The following is an 18,188-nucleotide window of genomic DNA, read 5'->3' as shown; positions in this document are numbered from 1 at the left end:
GCGACTGGAGGGCAGCTGCTTATTGGTTCTCGCCACGTTCACGGGCAATGGCGCGGTAGCCGATGTCCGTGCGGTAGAAGCAACCTTTCCAGTCGATTTTCGCGGCCAGCTTGTACGCCTGTTGCTGCGCGGCGTCGACACTGGCACCCATTGCGGTGGCGCACAATACACGGCCACCTGCGGTTACAACCTTGCCGTCCTTGAGCGCGGTGCCCGCATGGAACACCTTGCCTTCCAGCGTAGCAGCTGCGTCGAGGCCTTCAATCACGTCGCCCTTGGTGTAGTCGCCAGGGTAACCACCGGCCGCCAGCACAATGCCAACGCTCGGACGCGGGTCCCATTGCGCTTCAACCTTGTCCAGCGCCTGGGCCAGGGCCGCTTCCACCAGCAGCACCAGGCTCGATTGCAGACGCAGCATCACCGGTTGGGTTTCCGGATCACCAAAGCGGCAGTTGAACTCGATGACTTTCGGGTTACCGGCTTTGTCGATCATCAGGCCGGCGTACAGGAAGCCGGTGTATACATTGCCTTCGTCGGCCATGCCGCGCACGGTCGGCCAGATCACCAGGTCCATCACGCGCTTGTGTACCTCGGCGGTGACCACTGGGGCAGGGGAGTAAGCACCCATGCCGCCGGTGTTCGGGCCGCTATCGCCGTCGCCGACGCGTTTGTGGTCCTGGCTGGTGGCCATCGGCAGTACGTTCTTGCCGTCGACCATCACGATAAAGCTGGCTTCTTCGCCGTCGAGGAACTCCTCGATGACCACGCGCGAACCGGCGTCACCAAATGCGTTGCCGGCGAGCATGTCGCGCACCGCGTCTTCGGCTTCTTGCAGGGTCATCGCCACGATCACGCCTTTACCGGCGGCCAGGCCGTCGGCCTTGATGACGATCGGTGCACCTTTTTCACGCAGGTAAGCCAGGGCCGGCTCGATCTCGGTGAAGTTCTGGTAGTCGGCAGTCGGAATCTTGTGGCGTGCCAAAAAGTCCTTGGTGAAGGCTTTCGAGCCTTCCAGTTGGGCTGCGCCGGCGGTCGGGCCGAAGCAGTCCAGGCCGCGGCTGCGGAACAGGTCCACGACGCCGGCCACCAATGGTACTTCCGGACCGACGATGGTCAGGGACACGTTCTTCTCGGCGAAATCAGCCAGCTGCTCAAGGGCCAACACGTCGATGGCGACGTTTTCGCACTTGGCTTCAATGGCGGTGCCGGCGTTGCCGGGTGCGACGAATACTTTCTGGACGCGCGGGTCCTGGGCAACTTTCCAAGCCAGGGCGTGTTCACGGCCACCGCTGCCAATGATCAAAACATTCATTTCAAAAACCTCAAATTCTGTAGGCGCTGCACGAGCGCTTAAATGTGGAGCCGATCTGATGTGGCGAGCGGGCTTGTCCCGCGTTGGGCTGCAAAGCGGCCCCAAAACCAAACACCGCAGATTGCCTGATGCACCGTGTTCTTCTTGATGGGGCTGCTGCGCAGCCCAACGCGGGACAAGCCCGCTCACCACAAAAGGCCCGCTCCCACATTTCGATCGAGTTGGATCAGTGGCGGAAGTGGCGCATGCCGGTGAAGACCATGGCGATGCCAGCCTCATCAGCGGCGGCGATCACTTCGGCGTCACGCATCGAACCGCCCGGTTGAATCACCGCCGTCACGCCAGCCTTGGCCGCATTGTCCAGGCCATCACGGAACGGGAAGAACGCGTCGGAAGCCATCACCGAACCGGCTACCTGCAAGCCGGCGTGTTCAGCCTTGATCGCAGCGATACGCGCCGAGTTCACGCGGCTCATCTGGCCGGCACCGACGCCGATGGTCTGGCGGTTCTTGGCGTAGACGATAGCGTTGGATTTAACGTACTTGGCGACTTTCCAGGCGAAGATCAGGTCGTTGATTTCCTGCTCGGTCGGGGCGCGCTTGGTCACCACTTTGAGGTCGGCGCTGCCGATCATGCCGATGTCGCGGCTCTGTACCAGCAAGCCGCCGTTGACGCGTTTGTAGTCCCAGGCAGCGGCACGGTCAGCCGACCACTCGCCACAGGCCAGCAGGCGCACGTTGGCTTTGGCAGCGACGATGGCGCGGGCTTCTTCGCTCACGGACGGGGCGATGATCACTTCAACGAACTGACGCTCGACGATGGCTTTTGCGGTTTCAGCATCCAGCTCGCGGTTGAAGGCGATGATGCCGCCGAAGGCAGATTCGGTGTCGGTGGCGTAGGCCAGTTCGTACGCCTGGCGGATACCGCCTTCAGCGTCCGGGCTTACGGCGACGCCGCACGGGTTGGCGTGCTTGACGATCACGCAGGATGGCTTGACGAAGCTCTTCACGCATTCCAGCGCGGCGTCGGTGTCGGCCACGTTGTTGTAGGACAGCTCTTTGCCTTGCAGTTGGGTCGCGGTGGCGATGCCGACTTCAGCAGGTTTGGCCTCAACGTAGAACGCCGCGCTCTGGTGCGGGTTCTCGCCGTAGCGCATTTCCTGGGCCTTGATGAACTGGCTGTTGAAGGTGCGCGGGAACTGGCTGCGGCCCTCTGTGCTCAGGGTCTCGGCGGCCTGGTTCACGGTGCCCATGTAGTTGGCGATCATGCCGTCGTAGGCGGCGGTGTGTTCAAACGCCTTGAGCATCAGGTCGAAACGCTGGGCGTAAGTCAGGCCGCCGGCTTTGAGGCTTTCAAGGACGTTGGCGTAGTCGCTGGCGTTAACCACGATGGCCACGTCTTTGTGGTTCTTGGCAGCCGAGCGAACCATGGTCGGGCCGCCGATATCGATGTTTTCGATGGCGGTCGGCAGGTCGCAACCTGGCTTGTTGATGGTGGCTTCGAACGGATAAAGGTTAACGGCCACCAGGTCGATCGGCTTGATGCCGTGCTCGGTCATGATGGCGTCGTCGATACCGCGACGACCGAGGATCCCGCCGTGGATTTTCGGGTGCAGGGTCTTGACCCGACCGTCCATCATTTCTGCGAAACCGGTGTAGTCCGCGACTTCTACTGCGGCCACGCCGTTGTCCTGCAGCAGTTTGAAGGTCCCGCCCGTGGAGAGGATTTCCACACCCAGGGCTTCCAGCTCCCGGGCAAATTCGAGGATCCCGGTCTTGTCGGAAACACTGATCAAGGCGCGGCGGATCGGCAGGCGGGTAGTCTGGTCGGTCATTTCAATTTCCATCAAAAGCAAAGGAGTCAGCAAAAAAGGCGACCGGTTTTACGCGGGCGCCTTTCTGGTTTGATTGAATGCTTACAGCAAATCGTACTGCTTGAGCTTTTTGCGCAAGGTGCCACGGTTGAGGCCCAGCAGCTCACTGGCTTTGGTCTGGTTGCCCTTGACGTAGTTCATCACGCTTTCGAGCAAGGGCGCCTCGACTTCGGAGAGCACCAGGTTGTACACGTCCGTGACGGAAGCGCCCTCTAGGTGGGCGAAATAATTGTGCAGCGCCTTCTCGACACTCCCGCGAAGGGTCTGGCCTTCTTCGCTCGGCGTGTTGAGGTGCTGTTTCAAATTGACGTTGTCGCTCACGGGTGTTGTTCCACTCACTAAAGTCTCGGTCATCATCGTCATGCGGCCACCCCCTCTCCGTCCCCTGTCCCCAGGCTCTTGTAACGCTCGCTGAAGAACTCACGAACGTTGGCGCACTGTGCTTCCGTATCATCCAAACGATTGAAGTGGGCGCGAAACTCCCTGGCGCCCGGCAAGGTTGCGAGATACCAGCCGACATGCTTGCGAGCAATGCGTACTCCCATCACGTCTCCATAGAAGGCGTGCAGGGCGGCCAGATGCTCTAGCAGAATACGTTCCACCTCGATCAGCTCCGGTGCCGGCATGACTTCGCCAGTACGCAGAAAGTGCTCGATCTCACGAAAAATCCATGGCCGCCCCTGGGCGGCCCGGCCAATCAACAAGCCATCGGCACCGGTTGCGTGCAGCACGCGCCGGGCTTTCTCGGCTGAGTCGATGTCGCCATTGGCAAAGACCGGGATCGACACCGCCTGCTTGATCGAGGCAATGGTGTCGTACTCGGCTTCACCGGTGTAAAGGTCGGCGCGGGTGCGGCCATGCACCGCCAGCGCTGTAATGCCTGCCTGTTCGGCGATCTTCGCCACCGTCAGGCCGTTCTTGTTGTCCCGGTCCCAGCCGGTACGAATCTTCAGGGTGACCGGCACATCCACTGCGGCGACAACGGCCTGCAGGATCTCGGCTACCAATTGCTCATCTTTCAACAGGGCGGAACCGGCGGCCTTGTTGCAGACCTTCTTGGCCGGGCAGCCCATGTTGATGTCGATGATCTGTGCGCCCAACTCCACGTTGGCCCGGGCCGCGTCCGCGAGCATCTGTGCATCGCCACCGGCGATCTGTACCGAGCGCGGCTCGGGATCACCTTCGTGGATCATGCGCATCCGCGATTTGCGGGTGTTCCACAAGCTCATGTCGCTGGTGACCATTTCAGAGACTACTAGACCCGCGCCCAAACGCTTGCACAGCTGACGAAAGGGCTGGTCGGTGACGCCCGCCATCGGGGCGAGGATCAAGCCGTTTTGCAATGTGTATGGGCCGATGCGTACCGCCGACATAGGACTTCCCTGTTGTGGGGCCGGATCATTAGAGTTCGAAAAAGGGTTGGCATGATACCCGCTCTCGATGACTGGATAAAGGCTGAATTGGATAAAATCTGAACAGTTATTTCTTTATCGCGGTCGGTTTGGTTGCGCAGCGCCCAGTCAATTATCTGCCGTCAAACCTCGGCGTGCGCGGCGCCTCACTCGGGCGAGTGGAAACTCAGGCTGTAATTCACGGCTTTATTGCCTGGATCGAGGATATCCAGGGAAATATGGATGGGGGTCTGCGAAGGCATTTCGCTCACCCCGGCCAGCTCACCACTCAGGTATTCAGCCGGTTTGAAGCGACGACTGGCAATCAGGCCGCCGTTCAAATCGGCAAAGCGCAGCTCCAGCAGCGGGAAGGGCTGCGAGAACGTCGCGCGGTTATAGATGATTGCGTCCACCACCAGCGCCCCGGCGAACTCGGGATTGCTGCGCACCACCAGGTTGCTGCTCTTGATGTGGGCAATATCGACCCGTGATGGCACGGTGCAACCGAGGGTTGGGCACAGTTGCTGGAACCACGGGCGATAGGCGTCCTGGCGAGCCAGGTCGTCGAATTGATAGGCGATGTACTGGCCCGCCAGGCCAGCGGCGGCCAGCAGCACCAGGAGTATCCAGATGAGGCGACGGCCCCAGCTCGTCGGACGTTTCTGCGCATACAGGTGCAGCGGGTCGTCTTCCAGGTCCTGAAGTACATCGTCGTGAACGCTGGTTTCTGTGCGCGCACGCTTGCGCCGCGGTTGCGGGCGGTCTTCGGGTTCCGGCGCGTCCGCTGCAGCCGTCAGCGGCGTGAACGGCGGGTCGAGGTCGTCTTCGTCGTCGTCAGGTGGAGAACGCAGCGGGGGCTCATCGTCGATATCGTCGATGTTGAACGACATCGATGGCTCGGTGCGCTGCTTGGTCGCAGGCGTCCTGGCCGGTTCAGGCGCGTCTTCGCTTGGCTGGGTGCGCTCTTCGGGCGGCTCGCTGAACAGGCTGGCGGCCCATTTTTCTTCTTCGGCCTTGACGGTGTCGCGGCTGGCGCTGAGGGCATCTTCCTTTTGCCGGCGCTCGCTGCTTGCCTGGCGACGCTCCGCGCCGGGCGGTTGAGTGTGTTGAATCTCGCGGCGTTCAAGCTTGGCCAGTTCTTCGTCCAGGTCCAGGTTGTCCAGGTCCAGCTCTTCGGCGGTCCACTGTTTCTGGCTGATGGCCCGCGGTGCCTGGGGCACTGGCTCAACGGCGTGTTCGGCGACGCCTGGCTGCTCGGGTTCCGGCGCCGAGGTGCTGGCGCGCTGCTCCAGCAATTGGCGCGCGGCATTGAACACTTGCAGGCACGAGCCGCAGCGAACCACGCCACGGGCCACACTCAATTGAGCGTGGCTGACGCGAAAGCGCGCTTGGCAATGCGGGCACTGGGTGACGAAACTGTCGGTCATGCGGCCATCCGATTCAGGCAAGCGCTCATTCTAGCGCCGACGACCGCTGATGCGTACCCAGCCATCACGGTTGGCGATCGGATCCAGATCGAAATCCGCGGCGTAGGCCGCAGCCACGTCTTCACCTTGTTCGGCAAGAATGCCCGACAGCGCCAGGCGACCTCCTGGCTTGACCAGGCTCGACAGTTGCGGGGCCAGGGAAACCAAAGGGCCGGCGAGGATATTCGCCACCAGCACATCGGCCTGCACTTGGGGCAGTTGTTCCGGCAGGTAGAGGGGGAGTTTGCCCTCAGGGATGTTGTTGCGCCCGGCGTTATCGCGGGAGGCTTCCAGGGCTTGTACGTCGATGTCGGTGCCGACGGCTTCCTTGGCGCCCAGCAGCAGGGCGGCAATTGCCAGGATCCCCGAGCCGCAGCCGAAGTCCAGCACGTTGCAGTCGGTCAGGTCCTGGCCGTCCAGCCATTCCAGGCACAGGGCGGTGGTCGGGTGGGTGCCGGTGCCGAACGCCAGGCCCGGGTCGAGCAGCAGGTTGACGGCATCCGGCTCAGGTGCGGCATGCCAGCTCGGTACGATCCACAGACGCTGGCCAAAGCGCATCGGCTGGAAGTTGTCCATCCAGCTGCGTTCCCAGTCCTGGTCTTCGATCACTTCGCTGTGGTGCTCGGGCAGCGGGCCGCCGGTGAGCAACTCCATATGGGCCAGCACGGCGGCGGCATCGGTGCCGTCTTCGAACAGGGCCAGCAAGTGGGTGTGCGACCACAGCGGCGTGGTGTTGAGTTCGGGTTCGAAGATCGGTTGGTCTTCGGCGTCCATGAACGTCACCGAGACGGCGCCGACTTCAAGAAAAGCGTCTTCGTAGGTTTCGGCTTGTTCTGGGCTGATGGCGAGACGGACTTGCAGCCAAGGCATGGCGGGCACCTTTGAAAAAAATGAGTGTGCGACGGCGGGGTCGCGAAAGCGCGCAAGTTTACGCGAGCGAACAGCAGAAGACGACTGTGCTGAATGAACACGGACCGAATGTGGGAGGGGGCCTGCCCCCGATTGCGGTGTGTCAGTCTCAGTATCTGTAACTGATCCACCGCAATCGGGGGCAAGCCCCCTCCCACATTTGAACGATGGACATCTTCAGAATAGAGGGCTCAGAAACAACAAAGCCGCCCGAAGGCGGCTTTGTTGGGTGGAGCACTTACTGGTTGGCCAGTTTGTGTTCCAGGTAGTGAATGTTCACACCACCTTCGCAGAAGCCTTCATCACGCACCAGGTCCCGATGCAGCGGGATGTTGGTCTTGATGCCGTCTACCACGATTTCGTCCAGGGCGTTGCGCATGCGGGCCATGGCCTCGTCGCGAGTGGCGCCCCAGGTGATCAGCTTGCCGATCAGCGAGTCGTAGTTGGACGGAACCTTGTAGCCGCTGTACAGGTGCGAATCGACGCGAACGCCGTTGCCGCCCGGAGCATGGAAATGCTTGACCAGGCCTGGACTTGGGATAAAGGTTTTCGGGTCTTCGGCGTTGATCCGGCACTCCAGGGAATGGCCGTGGATCTTCACGTCGTCCTGGGTAAACGACAGCGTGTTGCCAGCGGCGATGCTCAGCATCTCCTTGACGATGTCGATACCGGTGACCATCTCCGACACCGGGTGCTCTACCTGCACACGAGTGTTCATCTCGATGAAGTAGAAGCGGCCGTTCTCGTAGAGGAACTCGAACGTACCGGCGCCACGGTAGTTGATGTCGATGCACGCCTTGACGCAACGAGCCAGTACTTCCTGGCGCGCGGTTTCATCCAGGCCGGGTGCCGGCGCTTCTTCCAGTACCTTCTGGTGACGGCGCTGCAGCGAGCAATCGCGGTCGCCCAGGTGGATGGCGTGGCCCTGGCCGTCAGACAGTACCTGCACTTCCACGTGACGTGGGTTGGTCAGGTACTTCTCCAGGTAGACCATCGGGTTGCCGAACCAGGCAGCCGCTTCGGAGCGGGTCTGCTTGGCGGCTTCGATCAGGTCTTCTTCCTTGTGCACCACGCGCATGCCGCGACCACCACCGCCACCGGCGGCCTTGATGATCACCGGGTAACCGACTTCGCGACCAATGCGCAGCGCGGTTGCCTCGTCTTCAGGCAGTGGGCCATCGGAGCCTGGAACGGTTGGCACGCCGGCAGCGATCATGGCGTCCTTGGCCGATACCTTGTCGCCCATCAGGCGAATGGTTTCGGCTTTCGGGCCGATGAAGGCAAACCCGGATTTTTCCACTTGTTCGGCGAAGTCGGCGTTTTCCGCAAGGAAGCCGTAGCCTGGGTGGATGCCATCAGCGCCGGTCACTTCAGCGGCCGCGATGATGTTGGAGACCTTCAGGTACGAGTTGGTCGCCAGTGGCGGGCCGATGCAGATGCTCTCGTCCGCCAGTTTCACGTGCATCAATTCGGTATCGGCCGTCGAGTAAACAGCGACGGTCTTGATGCCCTCTTCCTTACAGGCGCGCAGGATACGCAGCGCGATCTCGCCGCGGTTGGCGATCAGGACTTTTTGCAGTTTCTTCGCAGGTTTCAACATCGAAGGCGCTCCGCGGTTCAAACGATGGTGAACAGCGGCTGGTCGTACTCAACCGGCTGACCGTTTTCTACCAGGATGGATTCGATGACGCCGGCTTTTTCAGCGGTGATGTGGTTCATCATCTTCATCGCTTCAACGATGCAGATGGTGTCGCCCACTTTCACGGTTGCGCCGACTTCAACGAAGGCTGGCGAGGTCGGTGCCGGGGTGCGGTAGAACGTACCGACCATTGGCGACTTGACCACGAAGCCGTTCAGTACAGGCGCGGCAGGTGCGGCTGGAGCAGCGGCAGCAGGTGCGGCGGCTGGCGCAGCAGCGGCCGGAGCCGGTGCTTGCATCTGAGGTGCGTAGAACTGTTGAGCCGGGGTCTTGCTGTGACGGCTGATCCGTACGGACTCTTCGCCTTCCTTGATTTCCAGCTCGTCGATACCGGATTCTTCCAGCAGTTCGATCAGTTTCTTAACTTTACGGATATCCATGAATCATCAACTCCCAAGGGTCGGTCAGGGGCGCTTGGCCGGTTGTTCAATGTGTTCCAGGGCGGCCTCCAGGGCCAGTCGGTAACCGCTGGCGCCAAGGCCGCAGATCACGCCTACTGCTACGTCGGAGAAGTAGGAGTGATGGCGGAAAGCTTCGCGTTTGTGCACGTTGGACAGATGCACTTCGATGAATGGGATGCTCACCGCCAGCAGCGCGTCACGTAATGCAACACTCGTGTGCGTAAAAGCGGCGGGATTGATCAGGATAAAGTCCACGCCTTCGCCGCGCGCGGCATGGATGCGATCAATCAATTCGTACTCGGCATTGCTTTGCAGGTAGAGCAAATGGTGGCCGGCCTCACGCGCCCGTCGTTCAAGATCAAGGTTGATCTGATCGAGGGTGACTGCCCCGTAGACGCCCGGTTCGCGGGTGCCGAGCAGGTTCAGGTTGGGTCCGTGAAGAACCAGTAAGGTCGCCATCGGCTGTTCCTTGTTATTGATGTGGGTACGTCAGAACCCGGCGACTATGCCGCAAAGCCTTTGTGACTGTCCAGTTCTATGCAGTAGGCAGCACGATTAGCGATGATTGCGCAAAATTTGTGACTGGGGTGCAGTATCCAGTCATTGGCAACACTGTCTTGAAGACTGTGGATGTCAAATGTGGGAGGGGGCTTGCCCCCGATGCGCTGCATCAGGCAACACATGCAGTGAGTGACACACTGTCATCGGGGGCAAGCCCCCTCCCACTTTTTGCTCTCCATATGGCAGGAGATGAGCTCAAACCCGGAACGCCTGAACCGCCGTATTGAGCTGCCCACCCAGCACCAGCAGGTGTTCGCCCTGGCGGCGGCCCTGGCCGATGCGCAGCAGATTATCCTCACCCAACTGGTGAATCCGCTCGCTGTTGTCGCGAATCTCACTGACGGCGCCACTCTGCTGCGCGGTCACATCGGCGATGCGCACCGACGTGTCGGAAATGGTCTGGATTGCCCCGACGATTTCATCCAGCGCGCCATCCGCTGCCTGGGCTTGCTGGGCGGTGGCCTCGGCGTGCTCGACCTGAGTGCGCATGCCTTGCACCGATTGGTGGGCGGCGGTTTGCAGGCCGGCGATCAGGCTCTGGATTTCGGCCGTGGCGCCGGCGGTGCGTTGCGCCAGCGAGCGTACCTCATCGGCAACCACGGCAAACCCGCGTCCGGCCTCACCGGCCCGTGCAGCCTCGATGGCGGCATTGAGCGCCAGCAAGTTGGTCTGGTCGGCAATCGCGCGAATCACCGTCAGCACGCCGCCGATGGTGGCGGATTCTTCGGCGAGTTTTTCGATCATCTGCGCGTTTTGCTGCACCTCGCCCACCAGGGCGTGCAGCCCGGTCAGGCTCAGGCCGATCACCCGCTGGCCCTGTTCCACCGCCTGGCCCGCACTGCGGCTGGCGCCGGCCGCCTGACTGGCATCGCCGGCGACTTGCTGGATGGTCGCCTCCAGTTCACCCAGCGAATCACGGATCTGCGCCGTATCGCCAGCCTGACGCTCGGCGCCGTCGTGCAGCCCGCTGCTCAGTTCGGCGAGGGCGCGGCTGCTGCCGGCGACTTCTTCGGCATTGCCGCGAATGGTGCCCACCAAGTCCACCAGGTAAGCGCGCAAGCGGTTAAGCGAGGCCTCGATGTCGTGCAGTTCGCGGTTGGTCTTGCCCAAGGCAATCGACTGGCTGAAGTCGCCTTCGGCCCAGGTGGACAAGGCCGGTGCGAGGTTGGTCAGTACCCTTGCCAGCCGTCGTTGCAGCGTGTCGATCAGCAGTGCGATGAGCAAAATCAGCCCGATCATCACACCTTGCATCAGGCGCACTTCGCCCTGGATTCTGGCGTGTTGCGCGCGAACAACAGGTTCCAGGCCGGCGATGGCTTGCTGCACGGCAGCAATTTTCAGATGCGTGCTGTCGGCCAGTGCAGTGCGCAGCTGGATCTGATCGCGAGTGCGTTTGAGCTCGGCAGGGTAGCGGGTCAGCAGGCTGTTGAGTTCACGTTTGAGGTCCACGCCGGTGTCTTGCGCTTCGGCTTTTTCGCTGCTTTCCAGGCCCAGCATGGCGGAGAAATCATCCGCGCTGGACGCGGCGCTGGCCTTTACGCCCAGCAGCGGTAACTGCGCCAACAGGTCGGCCTGCGTGCGGATGCTGGCAACTTCGCGCTCCACCTCATCGGCCAGCTCTGCGCGCCCGCTGCTCACCAGCTTGTCGCGGGCCAGAGACAGTTTGCCCAGGTGTTGGGACGCGGCCATAAGCGGCGGCAAGTAGCGTGCAGCGTCGGGTGAAGTGACGGGTGAAGTGACGCCCGTGGCGTACTGGCTCAATTGCTCCAGGTTCGCGCCCAGCTCACGTTCGGCTTGCAGCAGCAGGGCTTGCGGGTCGCCGGCCAGTTTGCCGGCAGCCAGCAGGTCGGTTTTGCTGAAGGTGTCCAGCTCGACCAGGCTGGGGCGCAGGTTCTGCGCCAGGTCCCCCGGCAGTTCGTCGAGGTGCTGCAGGAGGTTTTCCAGGCTCTGGCCGGCACTGCTCAAACGCAACGCGTCGCCGCTGGCCAGGTAGTCGTCGATATTGCGCGCGGCCTGATTCTGAAATGTCTGCGACAGGCCAAGGTAGCGCTCCATCAGCAAATAAGGCTGTTCCAGTGCCCGTTGCGACCACCATAGCGTCGCGCCAAGGGCCAGGCACACGGCCACCAGCAGAAGGGTATTCAAATTGGTCAGCAGCTTCAGGCGCATGCGTGGTTTCAACCGACAGCAAAAGATAAGTGCCTGAAGTTATTGCGTTTCCATTACAGAGTTATGACGGAATCGGTGGATTCCGGTGAAAAGATGGCACTTTGCTTTGATGTGCGCGCAGCGTGTACGCGGTTGCGTCCGGTGTCCTTGGCGCGGTACAGCGCCTCGTCTGCCTGAGCGGCCATCATCAAGCTGTCGGAACCGTCGCACAGCTCCACCAGCCCGGCGCTGAAGGTGCACCACAAATCCTGCGGCTGGGCCGGGTAGTGAATTTCGGCAAACCGCCCACGGATTTCATCCAGCACTTTGCGGGCCGATTCCAGGTCGGTGTCGGGCATCACGATGGCAAATTCTTCACCGCCGTAGCGGCCGATGTAGTCGGTCTTGCGCAAGCGCTGCTTGAGAAACAGCGCCAGGCTCTTGATCACGCGGTCGCCCATCGGGTGGCCGTGGCTGTCGTTGACCCGCTTGAAGTGGTCAATGTCGAGCATGGCAAAGCTCAGCGGCTTGTTCTCGCGGCGCGCGCGGAAGCTGCAGTCTTCGAGCAGTTGCAGAATATGGGTGTGGTTGTACAGCCCGGTCAGGCTGTCACGCACCATTCGTGCCTTGAGGTTGCGCGCGCGGGCAGCGCGGTTGCGCACGGTGGTGATCAGGTGGCGCGGCTTGATCGGCTTGGTGAGGAAGTCGTCGCCGCCTTCGCTCATGGCGTCCAGTTGCTTGTCCAGGTCGTCTTCGGCCGACAGGTAGATGATCGGCACGCTGACGTAACGGTCATTGTGGCGGATCACCTTGGCCAGTTCGGTACCGGTACAGGCGGGCATGTACATGTCGAGGATGATCAAATCCGGCTGGAAGTCCGCCAGTTCGGCCATCGCCTGGATCGGCTCGATCAAGGTGCGCGTGACGATGCCGGCGCTGTTGAGCAGGCGCTCGGTGTGCAGCGCCTGAGCGCGTGAGTCGTCGATGATCAGCACCTTATAGGGCTCGTACTGCGCGACGCAGGTCAGCACCTCGATCTTTTCCAAAAGGCTTGAGGCCTCAAGCGTGCCAGTGAGAAATTCCTGGCCGCCGGCGCGCACGGCGGCCAGGCGCGTCGGGGTGTCGGTTTCGTGCAGGCTGAAAAACAGCAGCGGCAGCTTTTGCTCCAGGCCTTCCTGGGCTTCGGCGGCGAGCTTGAGGCCCAGGCCGGCACCGCAGAAATCCACATCCATCACGATGGCCGACGGCAGGCGCTCGGCCAGGGACGCGCGAAAGGCTGCCACGCTGTCCAGCGACTGGGCGCTCATGCCAAAAAATTCAAGCTGCTTGGCCAGGCGCTCGGCGCGGTCGTGATCGGCCAGCATCACGTAGATCGGCTTGCGCATGGGGGGCAGGAAGGTTTGTTCCAGCTGGTCGCCCTGGCGCAGGCCGGTGCGGGACAGGCGCTGCATCAGGCGGTTGAGTTCGGTGATCACCTGGCTGCTCAGGCGGCCGCGATTTTCATCCACCGCCTTGAGGGACTCGCCAATTTGCCGCGCCAGCTGGCCGTGTTCCGGCTGCTCGAAACGCTCGGCAAAGCGCAGCAGGCGCAGGTTGGCTTCGCTGAGTTCGGATAAATCGGTGTTCGACCATTCGCTGCGTTGCAGGCGTTGCCAGATCTCAAGAATTTGACGTGCCTGATGAATTACCCGCTGGGCAAAATGGTGCTTGAGACGCTCACGGCTGGGGTCTTCTGGCTCGGTCATATCCTGACTACTAGTTAGGGTGCATGCAGAGGTCGACTGATGGCTCTATGCTAGCACCTCTTTTCTCTCACATGAGTGTCTTGCGTCAATTAAGTAGCGGTCTGGGCCATTCAGTTTTTGACCTGATGGTCGCGCTGCGTAAAAAGCGTGCTTCATTTATAGTCGAACATCCCCTGCGCGCCACTTTCGGTTAAAAGCCCCGCGCCGATGGGCACGATGGGGTAGGGTTGTGGTCGGAGTGTTTGAACGCACCCGGACAAATGACGTGCATGAACTCAAGTGATTGAAAGGATATCGCCATGCTGGACTGGAAAAACCGCGCAGGCAGTGCCAAAGGCCCCGCCCCTGAGCCCAAGTCGGCCAACCGTAGTTACTTTCGCAACCTGCTGATGAGCAAAGCCTTGCTCAGCGTGCTGGGTTTGTACCTGTTGGTGACCGGCGCCCTGGGTTGGTACTGGAGCGAAGAGCCGGCGCTGTTTCCGGTCCAGCAAAATGCCCAGCTTGCCGCCGAGAAGGAAGGCAAGCAGATGGTGGTGGGCTACACCACCGTCGAAACCCTCAAGACCGTGGTCGGCACCTTGCTGAACAAGCCCGGTGGCTACATTTCCAACGACCGTTTCCCGCCGGGCCTGTGGATGGACAACATGCCGAGCTGGGAATATGGCGTGCTGGTGCAAGTGCGTGACCTGACCCGTGCCCTGCGTAAAGACTTCGCCCGCTCCCAGTCGCAGTCGGCCGAAGACGCTGACTTGGCCAAGGCCGAGCCGCGTTTCAACTTCGATAACAAGAGCTGGGTGCTGCCCTCCAGCGAGTCGGAGTACCAGGAAGGCATCAACTCCCTGAGCCGCTATGAAGCGCGCCTGTCGGACCCGAACCAACGCGGCGCGCTGTTCTATGCGCGTGCCGACAACCTGAACAACTGGCTGGGTGACGTCGCGACCCGCTTGGGTTCGCTGTCGCAACGCCTGTCGGCCAGTGTTGGCCGGGTGAAACTGAACACCGCACTGAAAACCGAAGCCCTGGCGCCGGGTGAAGTGCCGCAGGTCGACGAAGAAGTGGTGGAAACCCCATGGATGCAGATCGACAACGTGTTCTACGAGGCCCGCGGCCAGGCCTGGGCCTTGTCCCACTTGTTGCGTGCCATTGAAGTCGACTTTGCCGACGTGCTGGCCAAGAAAAACGCTACCGTCAGCGTGCGCCAGATCATTCGTGAGCTGGAGGCCTCGCAGGAGCCGGTGTGGAGCCCTATGATTCTGAACGGCAGTGGCTTTGGCGTCCTCGCCAACCACTCGCTGGTCATGGCCAACTATATTTCCCGGGCAAACGCTGCAGTTATAGATTTGCGTCAGCTCCTCAACCAGGGGTGATGATGGACGCTTCTCAAAAGGAGGCCGCGCATCGCGCGGCCTCCGACGCTGAACTGATCGACTGGGTCGACGAGCAGGACAACCTGCTCGGTACCCTGGTGCGATCCGACCTGCGCCAACGTGGCCTGATCGGCCGTTGCACCTTTATCTTCCTGTTCAACGCTGCCGGTGAGTTGTGTGTGCATCGGCGCACCCTGAGCAAAGCCATGTACCCGGGTTTTTGGGACACCGCGGCGGGCGGCATGGTGGCGGCCGGCGAGAGCTACGCCGATTCGGCGGCCCGTGAGCTGGAAGAAGAGCTTGGCGTTGCGGGCGTGGAGCTGGTCGAGCATGACCATTTCTACTTTGAGGATGGCGACAGCCGGCTGTGGTGCAAATCCTACTCCGCTGTCTGGGATGGCCCGTTGCGCCTGCAGCCGGAAGAGGTGATGGAAGCGCGGTTTTTGCCCATTGAAATTGTCCTGCAGGAAGCCGAACAAAAGCCTTACTGCCCGGACGCTCAAGAGGGCTTGCGGCGCTATCTGGCCTTGCGTCGCTAAAGTTGCATAAATTGGCGCTATTTGGCTCTTAGCAAGTCGGCTTTTTGCCGTTACACTGCGCGACTTTTCACCCGAACCACCTTTGCGGTTCGGTAGCGCTGCCCCTGCCTGAGTGGGGCTTCGCGGTCGGTAATGCTCCTGGGGAGCGCCGATCAGTCTTTGTCCTCCCAAGAGGATTGCCGGTGGCCAAAAAAGCCGCATCCTTCGCCGCCCTTGGTGGCCTGGTATTTTCCACCGACGCAGGTCGACACTGCCCGGACTGTCGTCAGCCCGTGGATTCGTGCACTTGCAAACAGACCCTGATCCCTGAAGGCGACGGTATTGCGCGCGTGCGACGCGAGAGCAAAGGCCGTGGCGGCAAGACGGTGACCACCATCACCGGCGTGCCGCTGGCCGAAGATGCCCTGAAGGAACTGGCTACCACGCTGAAAAAGCGCTGTGGCACCGGTGGCGCGTTGAAAGACGGCGTTATCGAGATCCAGGGCGATCACGTCGAGTTGCTGTTGGCCGAGCTGATCAAGCTGGGTTACAAGGCGAAGAAGTCCGGGGGCTAGCAGCCTCTGTGAAACCCACCCCGATCGCCGGTTTGCTGAACGCGAACTGTCGTCTCCATGGTTTTCACAGAGCCTGTTCCTGACCGGTGTCTAAACTCTGTCCTGCGAGTGGGGTCTACCTTCCTTACAGGCAAATCGTCATTTTCATTCTTTAGACTTCGCCAGCCTTACAAGAAGGGTGTGGTGATCTTCGACTTTATATAGGGGACTTCGATGTCCGTACGACGCACACGCAAAGACGATGGCAGCCAATGGACAGTTGCGGACAGCCGCAGTGTTTACGGGATTCGCCATTGGGGGGCCGGGTATTTCGCGATCAATGAAGCCGGTCGCGTTGAAGTCCGTCCGAACGGCCCGAACAGCACGCCTGTCGATCTGTACGAACAAGTTGACGAGCTGCGCAAAAGCGGCCTGTCCTTGCCGCTGCTGGTGCGCTTCCCCGACATCCTGCAAGACCGCGTGCGCCAGCTGACCGGGGCGTTCGACGCGAACATCGAGCGCCTGGAATACCAGAGCAAGTACACCGCGCTGTACCCGATCAAGGTGAACCAGCAGGAAGCGGTGATCGAGAACATCATCGCCACCCAGAACGTGTCCATCGGCCTGGAAGCCGGCTCCAAGCCTGAGCTGTTGGCCGTGCTGGCCCTGGCACCGAAAGGCGGCACCATCGTCTGCAACGGTTACAAAGACCGTGAGTTCATCCGCCTCGCGCTGATGGGCCAGAAGCTGGGCCACAACGTGTTCATCGTGATCGAGAAAGAATCCGAAGTGGCGCTGGTGATCGAAGAGGCGGCCAACCTCAAGGTCAAGCCACAGGTTGGCCTGCGCGTGCGGTTGTCGTCCCTGGCGTCGAGCAAATGGGCAGACACCGGTGGTGAGAAGTCCAAGTTCGGTTTGTCGGCGGCGCAACTGCTGTCGGTGGTCGAGCGCTTCCGCGCTGCCGGCCTGGATCAGGGCATCCGCCTGCTGCACTTTCACATGGGTTCGCAGATCGCCAACCTGGCCGACTACCAGCACGGGTTCAAGGAAGCCATTCGTTACTACGGCGAACTGCGCAACCTCGGCTTGCCGGTGGACCACATCGACGTCGGCGGCGGCCTGGGCGTGGACTACGACGGTACCCACTCGCGTAACGCCAGCTCGATCAACTACGACATGGACGACTACGCCGGCGTGGTCGTGGGCATGCTCAAGGAATTCTGCGACGCGCAGAGCCTGCCGCACCCGCATATCTTCTCCGAAAGCGGCCGTTCCCTGACCGCGCACCACGCCATGCTGGTGGTGCAGGTCACTGACGTTGAGAAACACAACGACGAAATCCCGCTGATCGAGAACAAGGAAAACCTGCCGGAAACCGTGCAGTGGCTGGTGGACCTGCTGGGCCCGACCGACATTGAGATGGTCACCGAAACTTACTGGCGCGCTACGCACTACATGAGCGATGTGGCCACCCAGTACGCCGACGGCAAACTGACCCTGGCCGAAAAAGCCCTGGCCGAGCAGTGCTACTTCGCCGTGTGCCGTCGCCTGCACAACTCCTTGAAAGCCCGCCAGCGTTCGCACCGCCAGGTGCTCGACGAACTCAACGACAAGCTCGCCGACAAGTACATCTGCAACTTCTCGGTATTCCAGAGTCTGCCGGACACCTGGGCGATTGGCCAGGTCCTGCCGATTCTGCCGCTGCACCGTCTCGACGAAGAGCCGCTGCGCCGCGCCGTGCTGCAAGACCTGACCTGCGACTCCGACGGCAAGATCAAGCAATACGTCGACGAGCAGAGCATCGAAACTAGCCTGCCGGTGCACGCCTTGAACGAAGGTGAAGACTACTTGCTGGGCATTTTCCTGGTGGGCGCTTACCAGGAAATCCTGGGCGACATGCACAACCTGTTCGGCGACACCGACTCGGTGAACATCTACCAGCGTGAAGACGGTTCGGTGTACAGCGCCGGGATCGAGACCCACGACACCATCGAAGACATGCTGCGCTATGTGCACCTGTCGCCGGAAGAGTTGATGACGCACTACCGTGACAAGTGCGCGAGCGCGAAGATCAGTGCGTCGGAGCGTACGCAATTCCTCGACGCGTTGCGTCTTGGTTTGACGCGTTCTTCGTACCTGTCGTCGTGATCTAAGCTGATAGCAATCTAATGTGGGAGCGGGCTTGCTCGCGAAGGCGGTACATCAGTCACATATGTGTTAACTGACCCACCGCTTTCGCGAGCA

The 18,188-nt window shown here is 61.2% G+C and carries 15 protein-coding genes; 4 read left to right on the top strand and 11 right to left on the bottom strand.

Going from position 1 to position 18,188, the window contains the following annotated elements:
• Positions 1-19 precede the first annotated feature (19 nt).
• The 11 genes from purD to ACP7B3_RS15710 all read right to left on the bottom strand — a co-directional run bounded on the left by purD (position 20) and on the right by ACP7B3_RS15710 (position 13,505).
• Positions 20-1,312 carry a phosphoribosylamine--glycine ligase gene (gene purD / locus ACP7B3_RS15760; RefSeq protein ID WP_145160288.1) on the bottom strand — a complete coding sequence of 431 codons (1,293 nt, stop codon included), beginning with the start codon at positions 1,310-1,312 and terminating at the stop codon, positions 20-22.
• Positions 1,313-1,538: 226 nt separating this feature from the next.
• Entirely contained in the window at positions 1,539-3,146 is a 1,608-nt protein-coding gene (gene purH, locus ACP7B3_RS15755; protein ID WP_426179579.1) for a bifunctional phosphoribosylaminoimidazolecarboxamide formyltransferase/IMP cyclohydrolase, read from the bottom strand.
• Between the two features lie 81 nt (positions 3,147-3,227).
• On the bottom strand, positions 3,228-3,548 hold the full coding sequence (gene fis / locus ACP7B3_RS15750) for a DNA-binding transcriptional regulator Fis (protein WP_002555375.1): 321 nt from the start codon (positions 3,546-3,548) through the stop codon (positions 3,228-3,230).
• Positions 3,545-4,558 (bottom strand): tRNA dihydrouridine synthase DusB, encoded by a 1,014-nt coding sequence (gene dusB, locus ACP7B3_RS15745; protein ID WP_426179577.1) that lies wholly within the window; start codon positions 4,556-4,558, stop codon positions 3,545-3,547. Before dusB ends, fis begins: the two co-directional genes overlap by 4 nt.
• Before the next feature lie 185 nt (positions 4,559-4,743).
• Positions 4,744-6,003 carry a DUF3426 domain-containing protein gene (locus tag ACP7B3_RS15740; RefSeq protein ID WP_426179575.1) on the bottom strand — a complete coding sequence of 420 codons (1,260 nt, stop codon included), beginning with the start codon at positions 6,001-6,003 and terminating at the stop codon, positions 4,744-4,746.
• A gap of 30 nt (positions 6,004-6,033) precedes the next feature.
• Positions 6,034-6,912, bottom strand: coding sequence for a 50S ribosomal protein L11 methyltransferase (gene prmA / locus ACP7B3_RS15735; protein WP_426179573.1), 879 nt, complete (start codon positions 6,910-6,912; stop codon positions 6,034-6,036).
• A gap of 277 nt (positions 6,913-7,189) precedes the next feature.
• Entirely contained in the window at positions 7,190-8,551 is a 1,362-nt protein-coding gene (gene accC, locus ACP7B3_RS15730; RefSeq protein WP_145160297.1) for an acetyl-CoA carboxylase biotin carboxylase subunit, read from the bottom strand.
• A 17-nt stretch (positions 8,552-8,568) separates the two neighbouring features.
• Positions 8,569-9,030: an acetyl-CoA carboxylase biotin carboxyl carrier protein gene (gene accB / locus ACP7B3_RS15725; RefSeq protein WP_017738537.1), complete on the bottom strand. Its 462-nt coding sequence runs from the start codon at positions 9,028-9,030 to the stop codon at positions 8,569-8,571.
• A gap of 24 nt (positions 9,031-9,054) precedes the next feature.
• A complete protein-coding gene (gene aroQ / locus ACP7B3_RS15720; protein ID WP_016972516.1) occupies positions 9,055-9,510 on the bottom strand; it encodes a type II 3-dehydroquinate dehydratase in 456 nt (151 codons plus the stop codon).
• A 297-nt stretch (positions 9,511-9,807) separates the two neighbouring features.
• Positions 9,808-10,851, bottom strand: coding sequence for a methyl-accepting chemotaxis protein (locus ACP7B3_RS15715; protein ID WP_426179933.1), 1,044 nt, complete (start codon positions 10,849-10,851; stop codon positions 9,808-9,810).
• A 983-nt stretch (positions 10,852-11,834) separates the two neighbouring features.
• Positions 11,835-13,505 (bottom strand): diguanylate cyclase, encoded by a 1,671-nt coding sequence (locus tag ACP7B3_RS15710; protein ID WP_416364481.1) that lies wholly within the window; start codon positions 13,503-13,505, stop codon positions 11,835-11,837.
• Between the two features lie 299 nt (positions 13,506-13,804).
• On the opposite strand from ACP7B3_RS15710, the gene ACP7B3_RS15705 reads away from it, so the two are divergent.
• The 4 genes from ACP7B3_RS15705 to speA all read left to right on the top strand — a co-directional run bounded on the left by ACP7B3_RS15705 (position 13,805) and on the right by speA (position 18,092).
• Positions 13,805-14,872, top strand: a complete 1,068-nt coding sequence (locus ACP7B3_RS15705; RefSeq protein WP_145160303.1) for a DUF2333 family protein — start codon at positions 13,805-13,807, stop codon at positions 14,870-14,872.
• 2 nt (positions 14,873-14,874) lie between these two features.
• A complete protein-coding gene (locus ACP7B3_RS15700) occupies positions 14,875-15,411 on the top strand; it encodes an NUDIX hydrolase (RefSeq protein WP_145160305.1) in 537 nt (178 codons plus the stop codon).
• A gap of 182 nt (positions 15,412-15,593) precedes the next feature.
• A complete protein-coding gene (locus ACP7B3_RS15695; protein WP_005784408.1) occupies positions 15,594-15,965 on the top strand; it encodes a translation initiation factor Sui1 in 372 nt (123 codons plus the stop codon).
• 213 nt (positions 15,966-16,178) lie between these two features.
• Positions 16,179-18,092 carry an arginine decarboxylase gene (speA, locus tag ACP7B3_RS15690; protein WP_145160307.1) on the top strand — a complete coding sequence of 638 codons (1,914 nt, stop codon included), beginning with the start codon at positions 16,179-16,181 and terminating at the stop codon, positions 18,090-18,092.
• Positions 18,093-18,188: the final 96 nt, after the last annotated feature.

This window comes from Pseudomonas sp. TWRC1-2, from assembly GCF_049896685.1.
Taxonomy (GTDB): Bacteria; Pseudomonadota; Gammaproteobacteria; order Pseudomonadales; family Pseudomonadaceae; genus Aquipseudomonas.
The sequence above is the reverse complement of the archived record's forward strand: the minus strand, read 5'-3'. Positions and strand labels throughout refer to the sequence as shown.

What these genes read in the sequence shown, in the direction of transcription:
- accC (WP_145160297.1), bottom strand. Translation starts at nt 8,551, where the DNA reads ATGTTGAAACCTGCGAAGAAACTGCAAAAAGTCCTGATCGCCAACCGC.
- fis (WP_002555375.1), bottom strand. Translation starts at nt 3,548, where the DNA reads ATGACGATGATGACCGAGACTTTAGTGAGTGGAACAACACCCGTGAGC.
- aroQ (WP_016972516.1), bottom strand. Translation starts at nt 9,510, where the DNA reads ATGGCGACCTTACTGGTTCTTCACGGACCCAACCTGAACCTGCTCGGC.
- accB (WP_017738537.1), bottom strand. Translation starts at nt 9,030, where the DNA reads ATGGATATCCGTAAAGTTAAGAAACTGATCGAACTGCTGGAAGAATCC.
- purD (WP_145160288.1), bottom strand. Translation starts at nt 1,312, where the DNA reads ATGAATGTTTTGATCATTGGCAGCGGTGGCCGTGAACACGCCCTGGCT.
- ACP7B3_RS15715 (WP_426179933.1), bottom strand. Translation starts at nt 10,851, where the DNA reads ATGATCGGGCTGATTTTGCTCATCGCACTGCTGATCGACACGCTGCAA.
- speA (WP_145160307.1), top strand. Translation starts at nt 16,179, where the DNA reads ATGTCCGTACGACGCACACGCAAAGACGATGGCAGCCAATGGACAGTT.
- prmA (WP_426179573.1), bottom strand. Translation starts at nt 6,912, where the DNA reads ATGCCTTGGCTGCAAGTCCGTCTCGCCATCAGCCCAGAACAAGCCGAA.
- dusB (WP_426179577.1), bottom strand. Translation starts at nt 4,558, where the DNA reads ATGTCGGCGGTACGCATCGGCCCATACACATTGCAAAACGGCTTGATC.
- ACP7B3_RS15710 (WP_416364481.1), bottom strand. Translation starts at nt 13,505, where the DNA reads ATGACCGAGCCAGAAGACCCCAGCCGTGAGCGTCTCAAGCACCATTTT.
- purH (WP_426179579.1), bottom strand. Translation starts at nt 3,146, where the DNA reads ATGACCGACCAGACTACCCGCCTGCCGATCCGCCGCGCCTTGATCAGT.
- ACP7B3_RS15740 (WP_426179575.1), bottom strand. Translation starts at nt 6,003, where the DNA reads ATGACCGACAGTTTCGTCACCCAGTGCCCGCATTGCCAAGCGCGCTTT.
- ACP7B3_RS15700 (WP_145160305.1), top strand. Translation starts at nt 14,875, where the DNA reads ATGGACGCTTCTCAAAAGGAGGCCGCGCATCGCGCGGCCTCCGACGCT.
- ACP7B3_RS15705 (WP_145160303.1), top strand. Translation starts at nt 13,805, where the DNA reads ATGCTGGACTGGAAAAACCGCGCAGGCAGTGCCAAAGGCCCCGCCCCT.